The sequence below is a fragment of the Salipaludibacillus neizhouensis genome (genome assembly GCF_002886185.1).
GTDB lineage: Bacteria > Bacillota > Bacilli > Bacillales > Salisediminibacteriaceae > Salipaludibacillus > Salipaludibacillus neizhouensis.
Window position 1 is genome coordinate 314,978 of the sequence record NZ_KZ614146.1, and the last position, 18,093, is coordinate 333,070.

Consider the following 18,093-nt stretch of genomic DNA (forward strand, 5'->3'; position numbering starts at 1 on the left):
GGTTAAAATGTGATATGATATTTTTGATGTACAGATTATGAATTAGAACAATGGAGTGTGACAATATATGCGTTTAAGAAATAAACCGTGGGCGATGGAATTTATCGATAGTCACCCGGAAATAAGAGAAAAGAATCCAAAAAGTTGGCAAGGGAAATGGGATGAGCGATTTAATAAGGCTCAACCTTTGTTTGTCGAGGTTGGTACTGGGAAAGGCAAGTTTGTAACTGATATGGCGAAAGAGTATCCAGACACAAATTTTATTGGAATAGAAAAATATGAGAGTATTATTGTCAGTGGAGTTCAAAGAGTGATCGATGAGCCAGTAGACAATCTTTTATTCTTACAGGAAAATGCTCACAATATTACTGATTTTTTTGGAGCGAAAGAAGTAGACCGCATTTATATTAATTTTACCGATCCTTGGCCTAAGAACAGACATGAGAAGCGTAGACTGACAAATAAATTTTTTCTGGAAAAATATGAGGAAATTTTGAAAGAAAATGGGGAGATTCATTTTAAAACCGATAACCAAGCTTTGTTTGAATACTCGATTGAAAGTTTGACAGACTATGGTTTTCTATTAAAGAATGTAAGTTTAGATTTACACAATAGTGACATGAAAGACAATATCATGACCGAATATGAAGAGAAATTCAGTGAAAAAGGTATGAGAATATATCGATTGGAAGCAAGTTTGCGCAAGCAGTAATCTTATCTGGGAGGAATGTTCATGGCTCTAGAACGCTGGAACGTAACCAATGATTTGACTCTCACTTGGTTGAATGGAGGGATTACACACATGGATGGCGGGGCAATGTTTGGCGTTGTCCCTAAGCCCCTTTGGTCGAGGAAGTACGAAGGAAATGCTCATAATCAAATTGAACTTAGAACGGATCCTATTCTCATTCAAGTGGATGGTAAAAATATCTTAGTGGAGTCTGGGATAGGTAATCAGAAATTCTCCGATAAAGCAAAACGTAATTTTGGTATCACTGAAGAATCAAAAGTAAATGAGAGTTTAAATGATTTGGGACTATCTTGCCAAGACATCGATCATGTTTTAATGACTCATATGCATTTTGATCATGCTTGTGGATTAACGGTATGGAATGGGGATGAACTCACTCCCGCTTTCCCAAATGCTACAATCTGGGTACAAGAGACGGAATGGATGGAATTAAAGAACCCGAATATTCGTTCCAAAAACACGTATTTTAAAGAAAATTGGCAAGGGATCCAAGACCAGGTGAAAACGTTCCAGAAGGAGATAGAAGTTGTAAACGGTATTAAGCTTATCCACACTGGCGGGCACAGTGCAGGACATTGTATCCTTCATATCACCCGTGGAAAGCAGGATATCTGGCATTTAGCAGATATTATGCCTACTCATGCTCATCAAAATGTTTTGTGGGTACTAGCGTATGATGACTTCCCAATGGATTCTATTGCAAAAAAACAAGAGTTTGTGCTTTCAGCAATTGAGAAGGAGTCATGGTTTATGTTTTATCATGACAAAAATTATCGTGCGTTAAAATGGGATAAGACAGGGAAGCATATTATAGAATGTATTACACGTAATAGAGATAATGAATAAATAAGTGGGCAAGACGACCAATTAGAAAAACACTCTCACGATTCAAAAATCGTGAGAGTGTTGGATTAATCTCCTTGTTTGTTTAAAGCGAGGATGGTCCCCGATGAGGCGTCTACAAAAAATTCATATGCTTCCATTTTTCCAGATTCATCGGTAGCGGTTATTCCACCACGGTATACTTGATAAAGTAACTTGTCTTGTTCGAATTCCTCGGCAATCATATGAATCCAGGATCCTTCAAGGGTTCCAAGATGCGTTGCCTTTCCTTTGACGAGTTTAAGCGCTTTTTCGGGAGACAGCTTTCCTTCGGTTTTATCAAGTTGGTTTTTTGCCAGTAAAGTTACAGCAACTCCTGCACCAATACCAACAGCAAAGTTTTTCCAGCTCATGAACACACCTTCTTTCGTTGTCGATTAGTGGTTATTTTATATTGTATGGCTTCTCCACCTCAGTATATAGAAATGCAAAAGAAAAGCCAATTGTATCCGCTTAAATTTCAAAAAAGTTATAGGGAATGTATTTCACTTCATGAAAAAAGTGGAAAGGATTTTAACTATTCGATAAGTTAGGAATGTCCCATACATAACACAATTATAAGAAAGGGGATTTGTATGAATAAGGAAACATATCAAATGTTTGAAACGTTAACTCAGTTACCGGGAGCTCCTGGTTTTGAGCATCAAGTAAGAAATTATGTCAAAAAAGAATTAGAGAAATATAGTGATGAAATAATTCAAGATCGACTTGGCGGCGTTTTCGGGGTGAAAAAAGGAAATCAACAAGGACCAAAAGTAATGGTTGCCGGTCATATGGATGAAGTTGGTTTTATGGTTACATCCATTGATGAAAAAGGTCTTATCCGCTTTCAAACACTTGGAGGATGGTGGAGTCAAGTGTTGTTAGCACAACGATTACAAATTATCACAGACAATGGTCCTGTTACCGGAGTAATTGGTTCTATTCCTCCACATCTACTTGATGAAGCTAAACGCAGCAAACCGATGGAAATCAAAAATATGTACATTGATATTGGTGCGGATGACCGTGAAGATGCTGTGAAGATCGGAATTAAACCCGGACAGCAAGTTGTACCGATATGTCCGATGGAAACGTTAGCCAACAAGAAGAAGATTTTAGCAAAAGCGTGGGATAATCGCTATGGTGTAGGTTTGTCTATTGAATTATTAAAGGAATTGAAGGACGAGAAAACTCCGAACATTCTTTATTCTGGTGCGACTGTACAAGAGGAAGTCGGCCTGCGAGGTGCTCAAACCTCAGCAAATATGATTCAACCAGATATATTTTATGCATTAGATGCAAGTCCAGCAAATGATGCATCCGGTGAAAAAGATGCTTTTGGTCATTTAGGCAAAGGGGCTTTACTTCGTATTTTTGACCGTACAATGATTACTCATTGTGGTATGAGGGAATTTATTTTAGACACGGCAGAGACGAATAAAATTCCTTATCAGTATTTTATTTCTCAGGGTGGGACAGATGCAGGGCGAGTTCATATATCTAACAGTGGTGTTCCTTCGGCTGTGATTGGAATTTGTTCAAGGTACATCCACACTGCTGCTTCTATGATTCACATTGATGACTACGCAGCAGCAAAAGAGTTAATTACGACACTTGTGCGTCATACGGATTCGACGACATTGCAAACGATTCGTGACAATAGTTAATGAGTCTGAATGACCTATTTAGTCCCAATCGAGCATGATTGGGGCTATTTTTCTCTTTAGCAAGTTGCCTTTCGTTATTTCAAAGAATAAATATAAAACATTTATAATAATACAAGGGGGAAGTTTTATGAAGCAGATCGTATACATAGGTACTATGAATCAAGCAAAGATAAAAGCAGTGGAAGCAGTTTTTAGCGAAGGGTATGAGGTTAGATGCTGTGACGCTCCATCTGGAGTGTCAGGCCAACCATACTCTGATGAGGAGACGAGAACAGGAGCTGTTAATCGAGCAAAGTATTCAGTGAAAGAATTAGATGCTAGTTTTGGGATAGGGTTAGAAGGAGGCATTATGCAGATAGAATCGCGGATGTACCTTTGTAATTGGGGGGCACTTGTTACAAACGATGGAAAAGTGTTTGAAGCAGCTGGTGCAAGAGTACCTTTACCGGAATCAGTTGAAAAAATGCTTGATGGTAACCTAGAATTGGGAGAAGTAATGGACATTTGGACGAACGAAAAAGGTATAAGGCATAGAGAAGGTGCTATCGGGATTTTCACAAACGGTCTCGTTAGCAGGGCAGAGATGTTCGAGCATATTACTAAAATGCTGTATGGACAAATGATAATTGAATAGAAAATGTCTCAAAAGTTTTGAAAACCTTTGAGACATGGCAAGAATAAACACCCTTAATAATGGAATATTAATTTTCGTCAAAAATGTAAGATAGGGCTTGTAAAGCTTGATCGACAGTCTCTACAGTAACCTGTGCTTTTTCAGAGAGCTCTTTTAAAGGATGATGAAGCTCCTTAGGTCTTATTAGAATAAGTGGTTTATTCCATGCAATTGCCGAGGCTGCATCAGCTGCACTGTTCCACTGCTTATACTTCTCACCAAACAGAGCAATAACGATATCGGATTTCACCATTAAAACGCGTGTTCTTAAATTATTCATTTGGGAAGCAACTTCGTCTTTGTAGATTGCATTTGGCTGCTCACCAAGGATCTCCTCACCAATATTGTCAGAGCGATTATGATTCTCCATCGGACCGACAAAATGAATAGGAAGATTTTGGTCACTAGCTTTTGCTTTGAGTGTTTTTCGCCAATCATCGTGAATTTGACCGGCTAAGTATACCGTTAGTTCCAAGCTGATCATCTCCTAATTATCCTAGTTTAATGTTAAACATATATGTTTATACCCTAACTATTTTATGATAAAACTTTTAATTAAAAAACAACATGTCGAAAAAAGTCGAATTTTAGCTATTTGGTTTTTAAAATTTTGTGGTATCATATACATTGGGATAAGTTTGGAAAATAGTTAGGGGTGTTTTAAGAAATGAAAGTCGTAAAACGATATTTAATTCCTTTAAGTTTGGCTTTCATTGTGGGCATGTTAAGCGCGTGCTCTATGGCAGAGGAATATGTGGTGGATGAGACTAAAAAAAACTTGGAATTAAAAATGGAACAGGCCCCTCATGAGGCAACCTTTCAAGATTCAGGTATTTCTTTTTATTTACCTGAAGATACTGAGGTTGAGTTAGTAGATGAATATAATTATGTGTTAGATCACGATGGGCAAATGTCTTTATTATTTTTAAATGACTCAAGTCAACATGAAGATATTGATGCTATACTTGATGACCTTTACTTAATGAACGAACCAGTTATTGGAGAACTTAGAGAGAAAAATGGCAAACAAGCTTATTTTGTTGTGGCCGAGTTTACAGAAGGAAACTATAAAGTAGTTGTTGGTTATGATGGCGTTAAATTATCATCTTTTATGAATATGAAAGATATACCTGATCGGGCAAAAGTAATGTTTGATATTGCCCAATCGGTAGAAAAATAATCGGTTTTAGAGAGTTCTTAGGAGCTCTCTTTTTTTAAGATTGTTGTTGCCGCTCGAAAAGAAAGGCTCAAATTTACTCTAGGCACTACTTTTAGTTTTAATAAGTTATACATACTTCGAACGTGATGAAAGGATAATTAATCATGAAGATGAGAAGTTTTTTTAAGAAAAAAGGGATCGAACCTTCTTTCCAAAACTATGTTATTAACGCACTGAGTCATATGGCATTAGGGTTGTTCTCTTCGCTAATTATTGGACTTATTATGGAAACAGCAGGTAATCAATTCGGGATAGATATTTTAGTGGATATGGGTGTCATGGCTATGGATCTATATGGTCCAGCTATCGGTGTAGCAGTTGCTTATGGGTTAGGTGCCCCGAGACTTGTTTTATTCGCTGCGGTAGTAAGTGGAGCTGCTGGAGCTGCGTTAGGTGGCGGTCCAGCTGGAAGTTTTTTAGCGGCGTTGATTTCTACTGAAATAGGAAAGATGGTATCGAAAGAAACGAAAATAGACATTATCATCACGCCGTTTGTAACAATTGTTGCTGGTGTTGGAAGTGCGATGCTCATTGGTCCGAGTGTTTATTTAGGGATGACACAACTGGGTGCCTTTATTATGTGGGCAACAGAACAGCAACCTTTCGTTATGGGAATTTTGGTAGCTGTATTAATGGGACTTGCTCTAACGGCACCTATTTCAAGTGCGGCGATAGCATTTATGCTCGAGTTGGAAGGAGTTGCAGCAGGTGCAGCAACGGTGGGCTGTGCCGCGCAAATGATTGGTTTTGCTACCAGTAGTTTTCGAGAAAATGGCTGGTCAGGACTTGTTTCTCTTGGAATCGGAACATCTATGCTGCAAATTGCAAATGTGATGAAAAATCCGTACATCCTTATCCCACCGACATTGACAGCTGCAATACTTGGTCCAATTTCAACAGTTATTCTTTTGATGGAAAATAATCAAGCTGGGGCTGGTATGGGAACGAGCGGTTTTGTCGGACCTATTATGACGATTCATACGATGGGGAGTGATGCATCGGTCCTCCTATCTATTGTTGTGTTGCATTTTCTTGCACCAGCTGTCCTAAGTTTGATATTCTCGGAGTGGTTAAGAAAAAAGAATGTGATCAAGTATGGAGATATGACGATCGAACAATCCTAGGAGGGTGCTACTTTGAAAGAAATTCAATCACAAGAAGAGTACAATAGTGCGATCAATGGCAGTGGAACTGTATTAATGTTTTCAGCAGGTTGGTGTCCAGATTGTGTAGTTATTGAGCCTGTGTTACCAGAACTTGAAGAAAAACATTCCGATCTTGCTTTCTACAAAGTAAACCGGGATAATTTTATGGAGTTGTGTCAGGAATTGGATATTTTTGGTATACCGAGTTTCCTTCTTTTTAAGAATGGAGAAGAAGTTCAACGCTTTGTTAGTAAAGATCGTAAATCAAAAGAAGAAATAGATGTATTTTTACAAGAGGCTAAACAAAAATAATGTTCAGGAAGTGGCCAAATGCTACTTCTTTTTTTTACGAGATAAGCGAACTGTGGTTAAATACAAGTGAGCTTTAGCAACCGTTTAAGTGTCAAGGATGGGGTTCCTTTGTTTAAACTAAAATCAAAAGCCCGAGTTCGTTGGTGATCTAAGCTAGAAATGTTAAACTAAAAATGGAATTACTGGAGGGAGACTTCATATTATGAAACCAATTCAAATGAAACGTGAAATAGAAGCACATTTAACAGATGAAAATTGGGTAATATCGTTTGACCGTGAGCAAAGTACCCTTAGAGTCGTTGATAAGCGTGTTGACAAAGGCGTAACTATTCAGTTGTCAAATTTAACAGAGAAGTTCGAAAGTGATAAAGAAAAAACGTTGACTGAGACCGTTCATTCAATTAAAGAGGGTTTGCGTTTGTTAACCGCAAAGGTGCAGATTGCTGGAAACGAAAAAAATATTTTTCCTGTTGTCAGATCTACGTCGTTCCCAACAGAATTGGAAGATGGGCGAAAACTTGTATTTACTGAGCACACGGCAGAAACTAAGATATTCTATGCTGTGGATCAGGGGGCCTCTTATTCTCTTATAGACGAGGGAATGCTTGAAGACGCTGTAAAAACAGTCAAGGAAATTAAAGAAACAGGTATGTTTAATCTTCGGTCATTAAATAATCCGATGAAAGAGGATAATGTTGCTGGCAATACATTTTATTTTATAAGAACTGATGATGGATATGATGCAAGCCGAATTATGAATGAAACTCTATTAAAAGAGATGAACGATAAAGTGTTGGGAGAACTTGCGATAGCTGTTCCTCACCACGATGTTCTCATTTTTGCGGACATCCGAAATGAAACCGGGTACGACATTTTGGGGCAAATGACCTTTCAGTTTTTCTCTGAAGGAAGAGTGCCGCTCACAGCTTTACCGTTTATGTATAAGGATGGAGAACTAGAACCGATTTTTATTTTGGCAAGAAAAAAACCAAAAGAGACGTAAAAAGAATGATGAATTATTTGTTCATTCGAGTTACTATAGAGGAAAGAGAAGGATCACCATTACAGGTGATTCTTTTTTTGCCAAAAAAGAATCTGTAAAATTGGCAGCTACCTTCACACCGCTATCTAGTATCGAGGGAAACTCATCCTTGATACTAGATGGCGGTGGAAGCTGACGCTGTATTTAATAAAAGACGGCTATGCCGTTTTTCTTACGGATATAACGCTCGAAAAGGAATAGGTGGATGAACATGTTTGGTAAACGTTTTGGTAACTATCTTACAGATTTGAAAAATTTGGTATTTCCCCAGGATCAGGATGAGGAGATAGATCAAATAAGTAAAGATGCAGTAAAAAGGTATTCTCAAACAACAAGCGAGAGAAATAGAAATGAAAATGTAAAAGTCATTAATCAATATCCTAAACAAGGAGCTTTTCGTTTTCCTTTAATAAAAGATGATCATGAGAAAGAATCACCTCCATCAAAAAAGTCAACATATCCGAAAAAAGAAATGACAACAACGAAAAAGTATAAATCGTCAGTTAATCCAGAGAAGCCAGAGGCAAGGAAAAAGTTTCAAGGACAACATTTTTCTGCAAGCACCATTCCATCACCTGTATATGGTTATCAGGCTCATGAAAAAAGGCTGACTAAATTACAAAAGATTGCAAGACAGTCACAAACCTCAGATAAATTATCTTTAGTTCCTTCAGAGGACATTGGTGAAGATCAACCAGTATCCGAGGCGGTTATGGAAAGGCCTCTAGAAAAACAAGAATATCAGCCAGTAAAAGAAATCGAGGGAAAAGTAAAAGAACTGTTTGAAGGCACTGAAACAAATAAAGTGTATGACACAGAAAACTTACCGGAAGCAGATTCAGAAGTGACTAACGTTACGGAAGAAAGCGAAGAGTTATCTACCATAGAGGATAACCGACAGTTTAGGGATCAAGAAAATGTTACTCCTATTAGAAAAGAAAATGGTGGTAGTGAGATTTCTTCTATTCAGCGTCCAACTTTCACTAGAGAGAAAAGGTCAAAACCCAAGGAAATCAAGACTAGTAACCGTGAGAACAAACAAATGGAAAATGTTCCGTTTAATGTATTAATGCATTCAAAAGATCGTGTTAGGATGAAAAAAAGAGAAAAAGATCGTCAAGCGAATTACTCTTTTCCTCCTTTACATCTATTAAGTGTACCTAAAAAATTAGGCGAGGATGATAATCAATGGCTTGAAGAGAAAAGGAATCAATTAAATGAAACCTTTGAGTATTTTCATATTAAAGCGAAGGTTGTTCATGTAACGAAAGGACCAAGTGTAACAAGGTTTGAAGTCCAACCTGATCCAGGTGTTAAAGTCAGTAAAATCGTTAATTTAACGGATGATTTAAAATTAAGCTTAGCTGCAAAAGAAATTAGAATAGAAGCACCAATTCCCGGCAAAAACACAATCGGTGTGGAAGTGCCAAATCTTGTTTCTTCTCCAGTTTTTTTAAGAGAAATCCTTCATCATCCAAGTTTCCAACAATCTGAATCCCCACTAACTGTGGCTATGGGTATGGATATTTCAGGGGAGCCAATTGTCATGGATCTTCAGAAAATGCCTCACGGATTAATTGCTGGGGCGACAGGTTCTGGAAAAAGTGTTTGCGTAAATTCGATTTTAACGAGTCTTGTTTACAAAGCCTCACCTAGTGAAGTTAGGATGTTGTTGATTGATCCAAAAATGGTTGAGTTAGCGCCATATAATAACATTCCTCATTTAGCAGCACCAGTTATAACCGACCCAAAAGAAGCAACGGAAGGTTTAAAGTGGGCAGTGAGTGAAATGGAAAGGCGCTACGAATGTTTGGCGGAGGCAGGGGCAAGAGATATCGCTCGTTATAATGAAAAAATGAAACGTTCCGGGCAACTTAATAAACATATGCCATACCTCGTTATCGTCGTCGATGAATTAGCAGATTTAATGATGGTCTCACCTCATGATGTGGAAGAGGCAATTTGCAGGATTGCTCAGAAAGCTAGAGCATGTGGAATTCACCTTTTAGTTGCGACACAAAGGCCATCGGTTGATGTAATAACGGGATTAATAAAAGCTAATATTCCAACTAGAATAGCATTTTCAGTATCTTCTCAAGTGGACTCAAGAACAATTCTGGACGGTGGAGGTGCCGAGCGGCTGTTAGGAAAAGGAGATATGCTTCTGCTCGAAAACGGGTCCTCAAAACCAATTAGAATTCAAGGTACGTTTGTAACTGATGATGAAATAGACCGTGTAGTGGAATTTACAAAAAAATCAATCCGACCAGACTTCTTATTTGAACAAACACATTTAAAGGAACAAATTGCTCATGAAGGAGAAGATGATCTTTTTGATGAAGCATGTGAATTTGTAACGGAACAGCAGGCTGCATCAGCATCTCTACTGCAGAGAAGATTCCGAATGGGGTACAATCGAGCTGCCAGACTTATAGATGATATGGAGGAAAAAGGTATCGTTTCACCTGCAAAAGGAAGTAAACCGAGAGATGTTTATTTGACAAAACATGATCAAAAAGAAGAGAATAGATAAAAGGAGAAAATTTCACTCTACATTTCTCCGCATTTTTTATATACTATTGTAGAATGATCGCAATTTTATTATTTCTCACAATTGAATAGGGATCCGTGAGGACTTCGTTACAGAAATGGAAAGCAAGCAGAATCCATCTATTACATCGATGTCGTTAGCTTCACGATTCACGGCGAGATCGAACTAATCCCAGGAGGCGATGTTCTTATGCAACAGATGTCTTTGGAAAATTTGGTTCAATATATATCTCCGCAGTGGCTTCACCTTTTAAAAACGGTAGAAAGATCTCAATTCGTTGTGTTAAGAAATGGAATTCAAAAAGTAAATGAAGCAGATGTAGCAGAAATTATGGGTGCCGTAATACAAGAGCACACGAAAGAAACCCTATACCAATAAAACCAACTGGGACACATTCAAGGAGAAAATTCATGAAGGAAATTAGTCTTAAACTACAAGGCAAATTAAAACGATTGACCAATTACACGTTTAAGTTTGATGAACGTGTAGGAGATGGCTGGTTTTCAGCCGTTTATTTCTTGAAAACAAAAGAAATTGCAGAAAAGTATAAACCGAATAACACAGTTACAATGCAGTTTTTTCAAAAGAAACGAGCAGTTCTCTGTGGGACAGATGAAGTGATCGCATTATTAGAAACATTCGCTACAAAACCAGAGGAGTTAGAAGTTTACTCGCTGGAAGATGGAGATAAAATTGAACCATTTGAAACAGTAATGACGATCACTGGACCTTACCAGTATTTTGGATTTTTGGAAGGTGTGATTGATGGTATTTTCGCTCGTCGTACCTCTGTTGCTACAAATGTTTATGAAGTTGTAAAAGCTGCAAAATCATCAGGAACAGAAAAACCGGTTATTTTTATGGGTGATCGTGATGATCATTTTATGATGCAAGCAGGAGATGGTTATGCTGCATTTATTGGTGGTTCGAAAGCCCAAGCTACGCATGCGATGAATGAATGGTGGGGGAAACGTGGAATTGGAACAATGCCTCACGCGCTAATTCAACTCTTCCAAGGTGATGTTGTTGAAGCGACCAGAGCTTACAAAGAAACATATCCTGACGATGACTTATTAGCCTTGGTTGATTACAATAACGACGTCATCACAGATTCATTGAAAGTAGCAAGAGAATTTGGAAATGAATTAGAAGGTGTAAGAGTAGATACTTCTAATCACTTAATAGATCAGTATTTTAATCGTCATCCAGAAGTATTGGGTACTTTTGATCCTAGAGGAGTAAATCCTAAAATTCTTTTTGCTCTCCGTGAGGCTTTAGATGCAGAAGGTTTCCAACATGTAAAGATTGTTGCTTCCGGAGGTTTTGATGCAAAACGGATAAAGCGATATGAACAAATAGGTGCGCCAGTAGACATGTATGGTGTCGGGGGAAGTTTGTTGAAAATTCATATCGGCTTTACAGGTGACAACGTTATATTGGACGGCGAGCCTCAAGCTAAAACTGGCAGGAAATTCAGAGAAAACCCGAGATTACAGAAAATTCATTTCGGTCAATAATAGATGAGGCTGTTCAATTATTATTATGTTGAACAGCTTTTTCATTTTGATTTAATAAAGATTTAAAGGTGTAAAAGTTAGGAGGATGATCGTAATGAAAGGAAAAAAAGCCGAATTTATCGTGGATTTTTCACGAGTAAAAGAAGATAAGCAAAAACGAATTCATAATAATTTTACAGAATTATATGCATGGATGTTTACTTATTTACAATCGGAAGCGAACTTAAGGGAAAAAGTACGAGCAAAACATTTATTTCGGCATAAATTAGGCCTTCCAAAGGATGCTGTATTAACGGATGATCTACAAGTCCATTTCGAGCATTGGTTACTATTTGATTATGTGACGGTTATAGGTTCTAGAGTTTTTGATATGTTTGTCAGAGGCAAAAAAAATGAGCTTTCTAAACAGCAGCTTGAAATTTGTGGGATTATGATGTTGATGCATCTTGAGCCTATTCAGATAATTGAGAAAAAAAAGAACAAGATAATGTATACACCTTTGTTTGAAACAAAGAATAAACAGATAGAAGCTACTCCGTATCTGTTCCCGGGAAAATTCCACGAAGGAGATCTTGTCCTCTCCAGAGTATTAAAAATGGGAATTGAAAATAAACTTATTGGACCATCCATTCAAGTTTCTCCAAGCTATTATAAGGATGTCGTCAAACGGTTGGAGAAAAATTATGCGGAAGGGCCATCTGTATACCGGAGATACTTGAAGGAATATGGTATAGATATGCTTCAATATAAGCATTGATCCTTTAACGAATCTTCGTTACCTGTATTTTAGGGTTAATAAACCTAAATAAGGGTACTAAAACAAGGACGTCTGTTTGATGGTTTGCTCTTTTCATTTTTGATATAATAAGCTAACATTATTAATTGTGCCTATAAAAAGAGGCATAATTCAATGATGCATAGGAGTATCATGAAGAAAGACATGAGAATGCAAACACAAATAGATATTAATTGGAACGTGGAGGTTCAACAAATGACTGTTTACCATTTTATTGGCATAAAAGGCTCTGGAATGAGCGCTCTGGCTCAAATTTTAAATGATATGAAGTATGACGTTCAAGGATCAGATGTGGATAAAGTATTTTTTACCCAAAAACCTCTTGAGAAAAAAGGGATCCCTATCTATTCTTTTAAAAAGGAAAACATTGAGGTAGGTCAAACATTAATAGCCTCACCGGCATACAATTCAACAAATGCTGAGATTCAAGCAGCAGCAGAAAAAGATGTGCCTGTTCATTTTTACCCCCATTTTCTGGGGGAATTTATTCAAAAATTTACGAGTATTGCTGTCACAGGATCTCATGGAAAGACATCGACCACCGGATTATTATCACATGTCCTGGGCGAGGCGCGTCCGACATCTTATCTAATTGGAGATGGAACTGGTAAGGGAAGAGAAAACAGTGAATATTTTGTATTTGAGGCGTGTGAATATCGTCGTCATTTTCTAAATTACCATCCTGATTATGCAATCATGACAAATATTGATTTTGATCATCCTGATTATTTCAAGGATGTAGAGGATGTTTTTCATGCTTTTCAACAGATGGCAATGCAAGTGAAAAAGGCAATTATAGCATGTGGAGACGATTCACACTTACAAGGCATTAATGCACAAGTACCGGTAGTCTATTACGGATTTAACGAAGATAATGATTTCTATGCGAAAGACGTTCGATCAGATGATCTAGGAACCCATTTTGACGTTTATGTTCGAAATTCTTTATATGGGTCTTTCACGATTCCAGGCTATGGCTCCCACCATGTTTTAAATGCATTATCAGTAATTTCAATATGCCATTATGAAGATATAGAGATAGAAACAGTGCAAGAACAATTGAAGACTTTTGGTGGAGTGAAACGGCGGTTTACAGAGAAAAAACTTGGGAATCAAATTTTAATTGACGATTATGCGCATCATCCTACTGAGATTTCGGCAACGATTGAATCTGCGCAGAAAAAATATCCATCGAAAGAGGTGGTTGCTATTTTCCAACCTCATACTTTTTCGAGAACAAAAGCTTTTCTTGATGACTTTGCTCAGAGTCTACTTGAAGCAGACCGTGTTTACTTATGCGATATTTTTTCTTCCGCAAGGGAAAAAGACGGTAAGTTGTCTATAGAAGATCTTCAGGAGAAAATTCCCCAGTCTTCATTAATACAAGAAGAGTCGATTGAAAAGCTACAGAAGCATTCAGATGCTGTCCTAATTTTCATGGGCGCTGGTGATGTACAAAAGTTCCAAACGGCTTATGAAAAAACAATGGTGACAAAGTAAGAAAAACGGCAAAGCCGTCTTTTATTAAATACAGCGTCAGCTTCCACCCCCGATTAGCACCTACGAAGTGTGTGTAGGTGCTAATCGAAAGGTGGTGGGTTTCCCTTGATAGTTGCGGTGTGAAGGTAGTTGCCCATTTTATAAATTTTTAACTTTTAATAGAAGGACACTGAAAAAAGTAATTTAAACTTTTCTCAGTGTCTTTTTTTAGAAATCGCTCTCTTTTTTGATGTTTTGATTTTTCTCATCTAACAGTGATTCAACAGTGACAAAAGTATAACCGCGTGATTGAAGATCATCAATAATACGTGGAAGAGCTTCTATGGTCCCATCTAATTTACCTGGGTTACTATCACTATTGTGCTGTAAGGTTATTCCACCTGCTTCAATTTCTTTTGACACGGTCGAAAATATCTCATCCGCTGATGCTCCTGTCCAATCTAGAGTGTCCACAGACCATGTGACGATACGAAATCCTTTTTCACTAGCTAACTCTTCATCACCTCTTGATAACGCCCCATAAGGCGGACGAAGCAGATTTGGTTTCGTTCCTACTATTTTTTCAATAGCTAATTGTGTCTTTTTCAACTCTTGAAAGACCTGACTTGTGGTGATGCTTGGAAAAGAAGCATGAGAATAAGAATGATTTCCTAAAGAATGACCTTCATCTACAATCCTTCTCATTATTTCCGGATACAATTCTACTTGCTTTCCCACTACAAAAAAAGTAGCTGATATTTCTTTATCCTGAAGAATATCAAGTATTTGTGGTGTATAAGTGGCCTCTGGACCATCATCAAAAGTTAACGCTACCTGCATGTTCTTAGGGTTAGTTGACCCAATTCGTTCGGTTTCCCTTTCTACAGGGTTTTGAATCGATACATGATCCTCTTCATCATGTACCACTTCAAGGCCCAGGCTTTCAGCTACACATTCTAATGGTATGAATAATTGACCCTCCACATAAATTGGAATCACAGGTAAAGTCTTACTTTGTGTTTCAAGATCACTATCAGTCACATTAATTAATGATTTTTCCGGCAAGACGGTAACGTGTGTTGAATTTAAATTAAAAGCCATACTTTGGTGATCTTGATACCAATCGACGGAGGCGCCTGTATTCTTAAGAAATAAAGATGGCACCATGATATGATCATCTTTTGAAATGATTTCTGTTTCAACGGCGACATCGTCAACATAAATAGTTCCTTTTACTATTTCTGATTCTTGAGCATAAACGACAGGTCCTGGAAAGATTACAGTGAAGAAAGTTAGCAATAAAAGAGAGGTTTGTATTCGATTATTTATCATGTGCATGATTGCGTTCGAAAATAACGGCTGATTATTATACATATTGGGATAGCTCCTATCATCCATTTCGTCCATTCTCTAGTGTGCCAACCATTTGTATTTTTACCCATAATTACAATAGAGATCCATATTAAACGAAAAAAATAATCTCTCCTTTATGAAACGGATAAAAGTTTGCTGATGGTTACAAACTATAATAACGAAGGCAAATTTTAGGGGGGGAAAGAATGGCGAAATTAACAACAAAAGAATTAAGCTATATTGAAGATGAAGTACGAGCAGAAGAAATAACCGCCAAAACAATGAATTGGTTTGCTTCTCAATGTAAAGATGAAGAGATTAGCAATATGCTGGAGAACCTGGCAGAGAAACATCAGTTAAAGGTTGCAGAAATATCACAGTATTTTAATCGGTCTGGAAATATTCATTGATAAAGAGTATGGAGTAAACATTTAATAATGGGGAAGGGGAATCACTAATGCCTAATAACATGATAGGACGGGGATTAACGGATCGTGAAGTACTTCATCTTTGTCTGGAAATAGAGAAAGGACGTTGTATGAGTATCGCTAATACAATGATGGAAACAAGCCACGAGGAGTTGCGGAATATTTATCAAAATTGTTTTGAAAATGCTAGTAGTAACCAATACTCGTTATATGAGATGATGAAAGATAAAGGATGGTATCAATCACTATACGCTTCCAAAGAGCAAATAGGAGAAGTCCAGGAACTAATGCAAAACAACTTGAATCCCGATTCTGAAAGTGACGAGCTTTAACTACATATCAAGACGAATAAACTAAAAGGATTCTCCCACTAGCGCACTTGCATCAGTTGAGTCTATTTGAAGTCTATGGTGTCGATTATGCCCGTGTCTCATTGGATCCATCGGCTTAATAGGCTTCAAAAATTAATTGTCTGAGTAAATATCTGCTCTGAAGGGAAAAGACAGTTAACAAAAAAATGGCTAATAATCTATGTTTCTAGTGTTGCTTTTAGCTTTAATATTTGTTTTAGTTTAAAAAGCTTAACTATTTAAGTGTTAATAGTAACTTTACGTGTATTACTAATTAATAACTTTATTTCCACTATCCTTTGATAAGTTTAGTTACATGCGGTAAACTGGAGTTCTTCTAGTTCTGTATTCACTTCCTCAGTTTCGTATTGTTTTCAAGGTGTATATTCTTGTAAACTTCGGTTTATTTCATCCTCATAGAGGGAAGTGAAAGATAGGACATCAGCTATATTCTTTAAGCGTCTACTAGAGATTTTTCATAAAATTAGTATGTAAAAAGCAGGACTTTGACGTTTTTTGTGGAATATGAATTAGCATGAAGTCTTTTGAACAATTATAATAATACTTAGAGAATTTATTTTAGGAGGTGTTGGTCATGGAATGGTTATTATACTTAAGTTTAGCAATTATAGCGGTTGCCTTTGCAGTACTTGTCTATTATTTAGTTCAAACCTTTTTATCCATGAAAAAATCGTTTGAAAACATAACCGCAACAGCAGAGGGGTTACGGGAAGAGGTTATTGGTTTAAGGAAAGAATCTGAGCAATTATTACATAAAACAAATCGGCTTGCAGATGATTTACAGTATAAGTCAGATTCATTAAATTCTGTTTTTAATGCTGCGAAAGACCTTGGGGATTCTTTTCAAACTATGAATCGTTCTGTTAAGAATATGTCAAATACGGTTTCTCAAAAGGCAGATGAAAATTCAGAGCAAGTTGCAAATGCAGTAAAATGGGGAAATGTTATGCTTGAATTTTGGAGTAAATGGAAAGCAAAGAAGGATGCTAAGCAGACAACGGAATCAGTTCAGTCAGATTCAAATAATGTTTAAAAAATATTAAACGAACGAGGGGGAATGGGCAATGAGTGAGCAGAATATGAATACAAAGGATTTTTTCATTGGGGTTTTAATAGGTGGAGTTGTAGGAGCATCTGCCGCGCTATTATATGCACCAAAATCAGGTAGTGAGTTGCGTCAAAATATCAATGATCAAGCGAAAGTAGCTAAAAATAAAACGACTGATTGGACAAACCAGGCAGTGGAAAAAGGAAGTTCAATGGCTTCTACGGCAAAAGAAAGTACCACAAGTATTGCAAGAAGTGTATCTGATCAATCTTCTCAATTGATGGATAGAGTAAAAAAACTTTCAAAATCTGTACGAAGAGATATGGAAGAATTAACGGAATCAGCAGATTACCTTATGGATGATATGGATGGAATTGGTGAAGACATCGCAGCGTCGGTTAGGAAAGAAGTAGAAGATTTACAACTTTCTGTTGAGAAATTAGTCAAAGAAGTGGAAGAAAAAGAACGAGCTAGAAACCAGCAGTCTTAGACTTCCCCTAGGAGGAGTTACAATATGGAAATGAAAAAACTTGAAAGTAATGAGGAGTTATCGCAACTTTATGATACAACGGATACTTTCTTTCTAATGAAAAACAGTACTACTTGTCCTGTCAGCAGTGAAGCTTATTCAGAAATGGAGTCTTACACGAAGGAGAAAGATGCTCTTCCTGTTTATTATTTAAATGTTCAGGAATTAAGGGATGTATCAAATCAAGTAGCTGATCACTTTCAAATAAAGCATGAGTCTCCGCAAGCTTTTCTGATTCAAAAAGGAAAAGTAGCATGGCATAGTTCGCATTGGCACATAAAAAAAGATGCCTTGAACAAAGCGGTATCAGATAATAAATAATAAAAAGCACGAGGGATTAAATCCCCT

Annotated in this window: 21 protein-coding genes; 18 read left to right on the forward strand and 3 right to left on the reverse strand. The window is 37.2% G+C overall.

The genetic code is table 11. The features are described from left to right. Positions 1-67: 67 nt before the first annotated feature. Complete coding sequence (gene trmB / locus CEF18_RS01335; RefSeq protein WP_110934807.1) at positions 68-712, forward strand: tRNA (guanosine(46)-N7)-methyltransferase TrmB; 645 nt, start codon at positions 68-70, stop codon at positions 710-712. A 21-nt stretch (positions 713-733) separates the two neighbouring features. Next, positions 734-1,597 carry a YtnP family quorum-quenching lactonase gene (locus CEF18_RS01340; RefSeq protein ID WP_110934808.1) on the forward strand — a complete coding sequence of 288 codons (864 nt, stop codon included), beginning with the start codon at positions 734-736 and terminating at the stop codon, positions 1,595-1,597. A 65-nt stretch (positions 1,598-1,662) separates the two neighbouring features. Here the strand turns inward: CEF18_RS01340 and CEF18_RS01345 are convergent, their stop codons facing one another. Next, positions 1,663-1,986 carry a PepSY domain-containing protein gene (locus CEF18_RS01345; RefSeq protein ID WP_110934809.1) on the reverse strand — a complete coding sequence of 108 codons (324 nt, stop codon included), beginning with the start codon at positions 1,984-1,986 and terminating at the stop codon, positions 1,663-1,665. A 222-nt stretch (positions 1,987-2,208) separates the two neighbouring features. Here CEF18_RS01345 and CEF18_RS01350 point away from each other — a divergent pair, with 222 nt between their 5' ends. After that, positions 2,209-3,282: a M42 family metallopeptidase gene (locus tag CEF18_RS01350; RefSeq protein ID WP_110934810.1), complete on the forward strand. Its 1,074-nt coding sequence runs from the start codon at positions 2,209-2,211 to the stop codon at positions 3,280-3,282. Positions 3,283-3,409: 127 nt separating this feature from the next. Beyond that, positions 3,410-3,916, forward strand: coding sequence for a DUF84 family protein (locus CEF18_RS01355; protein WP_110934811.1), 507 nt, complete (start codon positions 3,410-3,412; stop codon positions 3,914-3,916). Positions 3,917-3,983: 67 nt separating this feature from the next. On the opposite strand, the gene CEF18_RS01360 is transcribed toward CEF18_RS01355, so the two are convergent. Beyond that, positions 3,984-4,430: a YtoQ family protein gene (locus tag CEF18_RS01360; protein ID WP_110934812.1), complete on the reverse strand. Its 447-nt coding sequence runs from the start codon at positions 4,428-4,430 to the stop codon at positions 3,984-3,986. A gap of 192 nt (positions 4,431-4,622) precedes the next feature. On the opposite strand from CEF18_RS01360, the gene CEF18_RS01365 reads away from it, so the two are divergent. The 9 genes from CEF18_RS01365 (at position 4,623) to murC (ending at position 14,037) form a co-directional block, all read left to right on the forward strand. Continuing rightward, positions 4,623-5,135 carry a hypothetical protein gene (locus tag CEF18_RS01365; RefSeq protein ID WP_110934813.1) on the forward strand — a complete coding sequence of 171 codons (513 nt, stop codon included), beginning with the start codon at positions 4,623-4,625 and terminating at the stop codon, positions 5,133-5,135. 149 nt (positions 5,136-5,284) lie between these two features. Then, a complete protein-coding gene (locus CEF18_RS01370) occupies positions 5,285-6,298 on the forward strand; it encodes a PTS transporter subunit IIC (RefSeq protein WP_110937552.1) in 1,014 nt (337 codons plus the stop codon). Between the two features lie 12 nt (positions 6,299-6,310). Continuing rightward, positions 6,311-6,631 carry a thioredoxin family protein gene (locus CEF18_RS01375; RefSeq protein WP_110934814.1) on the forward strand — a complete coding sequence of 107 codons (321 nt, stop codon included), beginning with the start codon at positions 6,311-6,313 and terminating at the stop codon, positions 6,629-6,631. A gap of 202 nt (positions 6,632-6,833) precedes the next feature. Continuing rightward, entirely contained in the window at positions 6,834-7,634 is an 801-nt protein-coding gene (locus CEF18_RS01380) for a DUF1444 domain-containing protein (protein ID WP_110934815.1), read from the forward strand. A 250-nt stretch (positions 7,635-7,884) separates the two neighbouring features. Beyond that, positions 7,885-10,206, forward strand: coding sequence for a DNA translocase FtsK (locus CEF18_RS01385; protein ID WP_110934816.1), 2,322 nt, complete (start codon positions 7,885-7,887; stop codon positions 10,204-10,206). Positions 10,207-10,413: 207 nt separating this feature from the next. Then, a complete protein-coding gene (locus tag CEF18_RS01390) occupies positions 10,414-10,602 on the forward strand; it encodes a hypothetical protein (RefSeq protein ID WP_110934817.1) in 189 nt (62 codons plus the stop codon). A 32-nt stretch (positions 10,603-10,634) separates the two neighbouring features. After that, positions 10,635-11,741, forward strand: a complete 1,107-nt coding sequence (locus tag CEF18_RS01395; RefSeq protein ID WP_110934818.1) for a nicotinate phosphoribosyltransferase — start codon at positions 10,635-10,637, stop codon at positions 11,739-11,741. Between the two features lie 94 nt (positions 11,742-11,835). After that, on the forward strand, positions 11,836-12,498 hold the full coding sequence (locus CEF18_RS01400) for a hypothetical protein (protein WP_110934819.1): 663 nt from the start codon (positions 11,836-11,838) through the stop codon (positions 12,496-12,498). A gap of 234 nt (positions 12,499-12,732) precedes the next feature. Then, a complete protein-coding gene (gene murC, locus CEF18_RS01405; protein WP_110937553.1) occupies positions 12,733-14,037 on the forward strand; it encodes a UDP-N-acetylmuramate--L-alanine ligase in 1,305 nt (434 codons plus the stop codon). 207 nt (positions 14,038-14,244) lie between these two features. Here murC and CEF18_RS01410 read toward each other — a convergent pair whose 3' ends face one another. After that, positions 14,245-15,390: a polysaccharide deacetylase family protein gene (locus tag CEF18_RS01410; RefSeq protein WP_183041086.1), complete on the reverse strand. Its 1,146-nt coding sequence runs from the start codon at positions 15,388-15,390 to the stop codon at positions 14,245-14,247. Positions 15,391-15,575: 185 nt separating this feature from the next. On the opposite strand from CEF18_RS01410, the gene CEF18_RS01415 reads away from it, so the two are divergent. From CEF18_RS01415 to ytxJ, 5 genes are all read left to right on the forward strand, one after another. Beyond that, the gene (locus tag CEF18_RS01415) at positions 15,576-15,779 is read left to right on the forward strand and encodes a YvdQ family spore coat protein (protein WP_110934821.1); all 204 of its coding nucleotides are present in this window, start codon (positions 15,576-15,578) and stop codon (positions 15,777-15,779) included. 47 nt (positions 15,780-15,826) lie between these two features. Continuing rightward, complete coding sequence (locus CEF18_RS01420; RefSeq protein ID WP_110934822.1) at positions 15,827-16,129, forward strand: spore coat protein; 303 nt, start codon at positions 15,827-15,829, stop codon at positions 16,127-16,129. 613 nt (positions 16,130-16,742) lie between these two features. Further along, entirely contained in the window at positions 16,743-17,201 is a 459-nt protein-coding gene (locus CEF18_RS01425) for a DUF948 domain-containing protein (RefSeq protein WP_110934823.1), read from the forward strand. Positions 17,202-17,232: 31 nt separating this feature from the next. After that, entirely contained in the window at positions 17,233-17,706 is a 474-nt protein-coding gene (locus tag CEF18_RS01430) for a YtxH domain-containing protein (RefSeq protein ID WP_110934824.1), read from the forward strand. Between the two features lie 24 nt (positions 17,707-17,730). Then, positions 17,731-18,066 (forward strand): bacillithiol system redox-active protein YtxJ, encoded by a 336-nt coding sequence (gene ytxJ, locus CEF18_RS01435; protein WP_110934825.1) that lies wholly within the window; start codon positions 17,731-17,733, stop codon positions 18,064-18,066. Positions 18,067-18,093: the final 27 nt, after the last annotated feature.

What these genes read in the sequence shown, in the direction of transcription:
- trmB (WP_110934807.1), top strand. Translation starts at nt 68, where the DNA reads ATGCGTTTAAGAAATAAACCGTGGGCGATGGAATTTATCGATAGTCAC.
- CEF18_RS01340 (WP_110934808.1), top strand. Translation starts at nt 734, where the DNA reads ATGGCTCTAGAACGCTGGAACGTAACCAATGATTTGACTCTCACTTGG.
- CEF18_RS01345 (WP_110934809.1), bottom strand. Translation starts at nt 1,986, where the DNA reads ATGAGCTGGAAAAACTTTGCTGTTGGTATTGGTGCAGGAGTTGCTGTA.
- CEF18_RS01350 (WP_110934810.1), top strand. Translation starts at nt 2,209, where the DNA reads ATGAATAAGGAAACATATCAAATGTTTGAAACGTTAACTCAGTTACCG.
- CEF18_RS01355 (WP_110934811.1), top strand. Translation starts at nt 3,410, where the DNA reads ATGAAGCAGATCGTATACATAGGTACTATGAATCAAGCAAAGATAAAA.
- CEF18_RS01365 (WP_110934813.1), top strand. Translation starts at nt 4,623, where the DNA reads ATGAAAGTCGTAAAACGATATTTAATTCCTTTAAGTTTGGCTTTCATT.
- CEF18_RS01370 (WP_110937552.1), top strand. Translation starts at nt 5,285, where the DNA reads ATGAGAAGTTTTTTTAAGAAAAAAGGGATCGAACCTTCTTTCCAAAAC.
- CEF18_RS01380 (WP_110934815.1), top strand. Translation starts at nt 6,834, where the DNA reads ATGAAACCAATTCAAATGAAACGTGAAATAGAAGCACATTTAACAGAT.
- CEF18_RS01385 (WP_110934816.1), top strand. Translation starts at nt 7,885, where the DNA reads ATGTTTGGTAAACGTTTTGGTAACTATCTTACAGATTTGAAAAATTTG.
- CEF18_RS01390 (WP_110934817.1), top strand. Translation starts at nt 10,414, where the DNA reads ATGCAACAGATGTCTTTGGAAAATTTGGTTCAATATATATCTCCGCAG.
- CEF18_RS01395 (WP_110934818.1), top strand. Translation starts at nt 10,635, where the DNA reads ATGAAGGAAATTAGTCTTAAACTACAAGGCAAATTAAAACGATTGACC.
- CEF18_RS01400 (WP_110934819.1), top strand. Translation starts at nt 11,836, where the DNA reads ATGAAAGGAAAAAAAGCCGAATTTATCGTGGATTTTTCACGAGTAAAA.
- murC (WP_110937553.1), top strand. Translation starts at nt 12,733, where the DNA reads ATGACTGTTTACCATTTTATTGGCATAAAAGGCTCTGGAATGAGCGCT.
- CEF18_RS01410 (WP_183041086.1), bottom strand. Translation starts at nt 15,390, where the DNA reads ATGTATAATAATCAGCCGTTATTTTCGAACGCAATCATGCACATGATA.
- CEF18_RS01415 (WP_110934821.1), top strand. Translation starts at nt 15,576, where the DNA reads ATGGCGAAATTAACAACAAAAGAATTAAGCTATATTGAAGATGAAGTA.
- CEF18_RS01420 (WP_110934822.1), top strand. Translation starts at nt 15,827, where the DNA reads ATGCCTAATAACATGATAGGACGGGGATTAACGGATCGTGAAGTACTT.
- CEF18_RS01425 (WP_110934823.1), top strand. Translation starts at nt 16,743, where the DNA reads ATGGAATGGTTATTATACTTAAGTTTAGCAATTATAGCGGTTGCCTTT.
- CEF18_RS01430 (WP_110934824.1), top strand. Translation starts at nt 17,233, where the DNA reads ATGAGTGAGCAGAATATGAATACAAAGGATTTTTTCATTGGGGTTTTA.
- ytxJ (WP_110934825.1), top strand. Translation starts at nt 17,731, where the DNA reads ATGGAAATGAAAAAACTTGAAAGTAATGAGGAGTTATCGCAACTTTAT.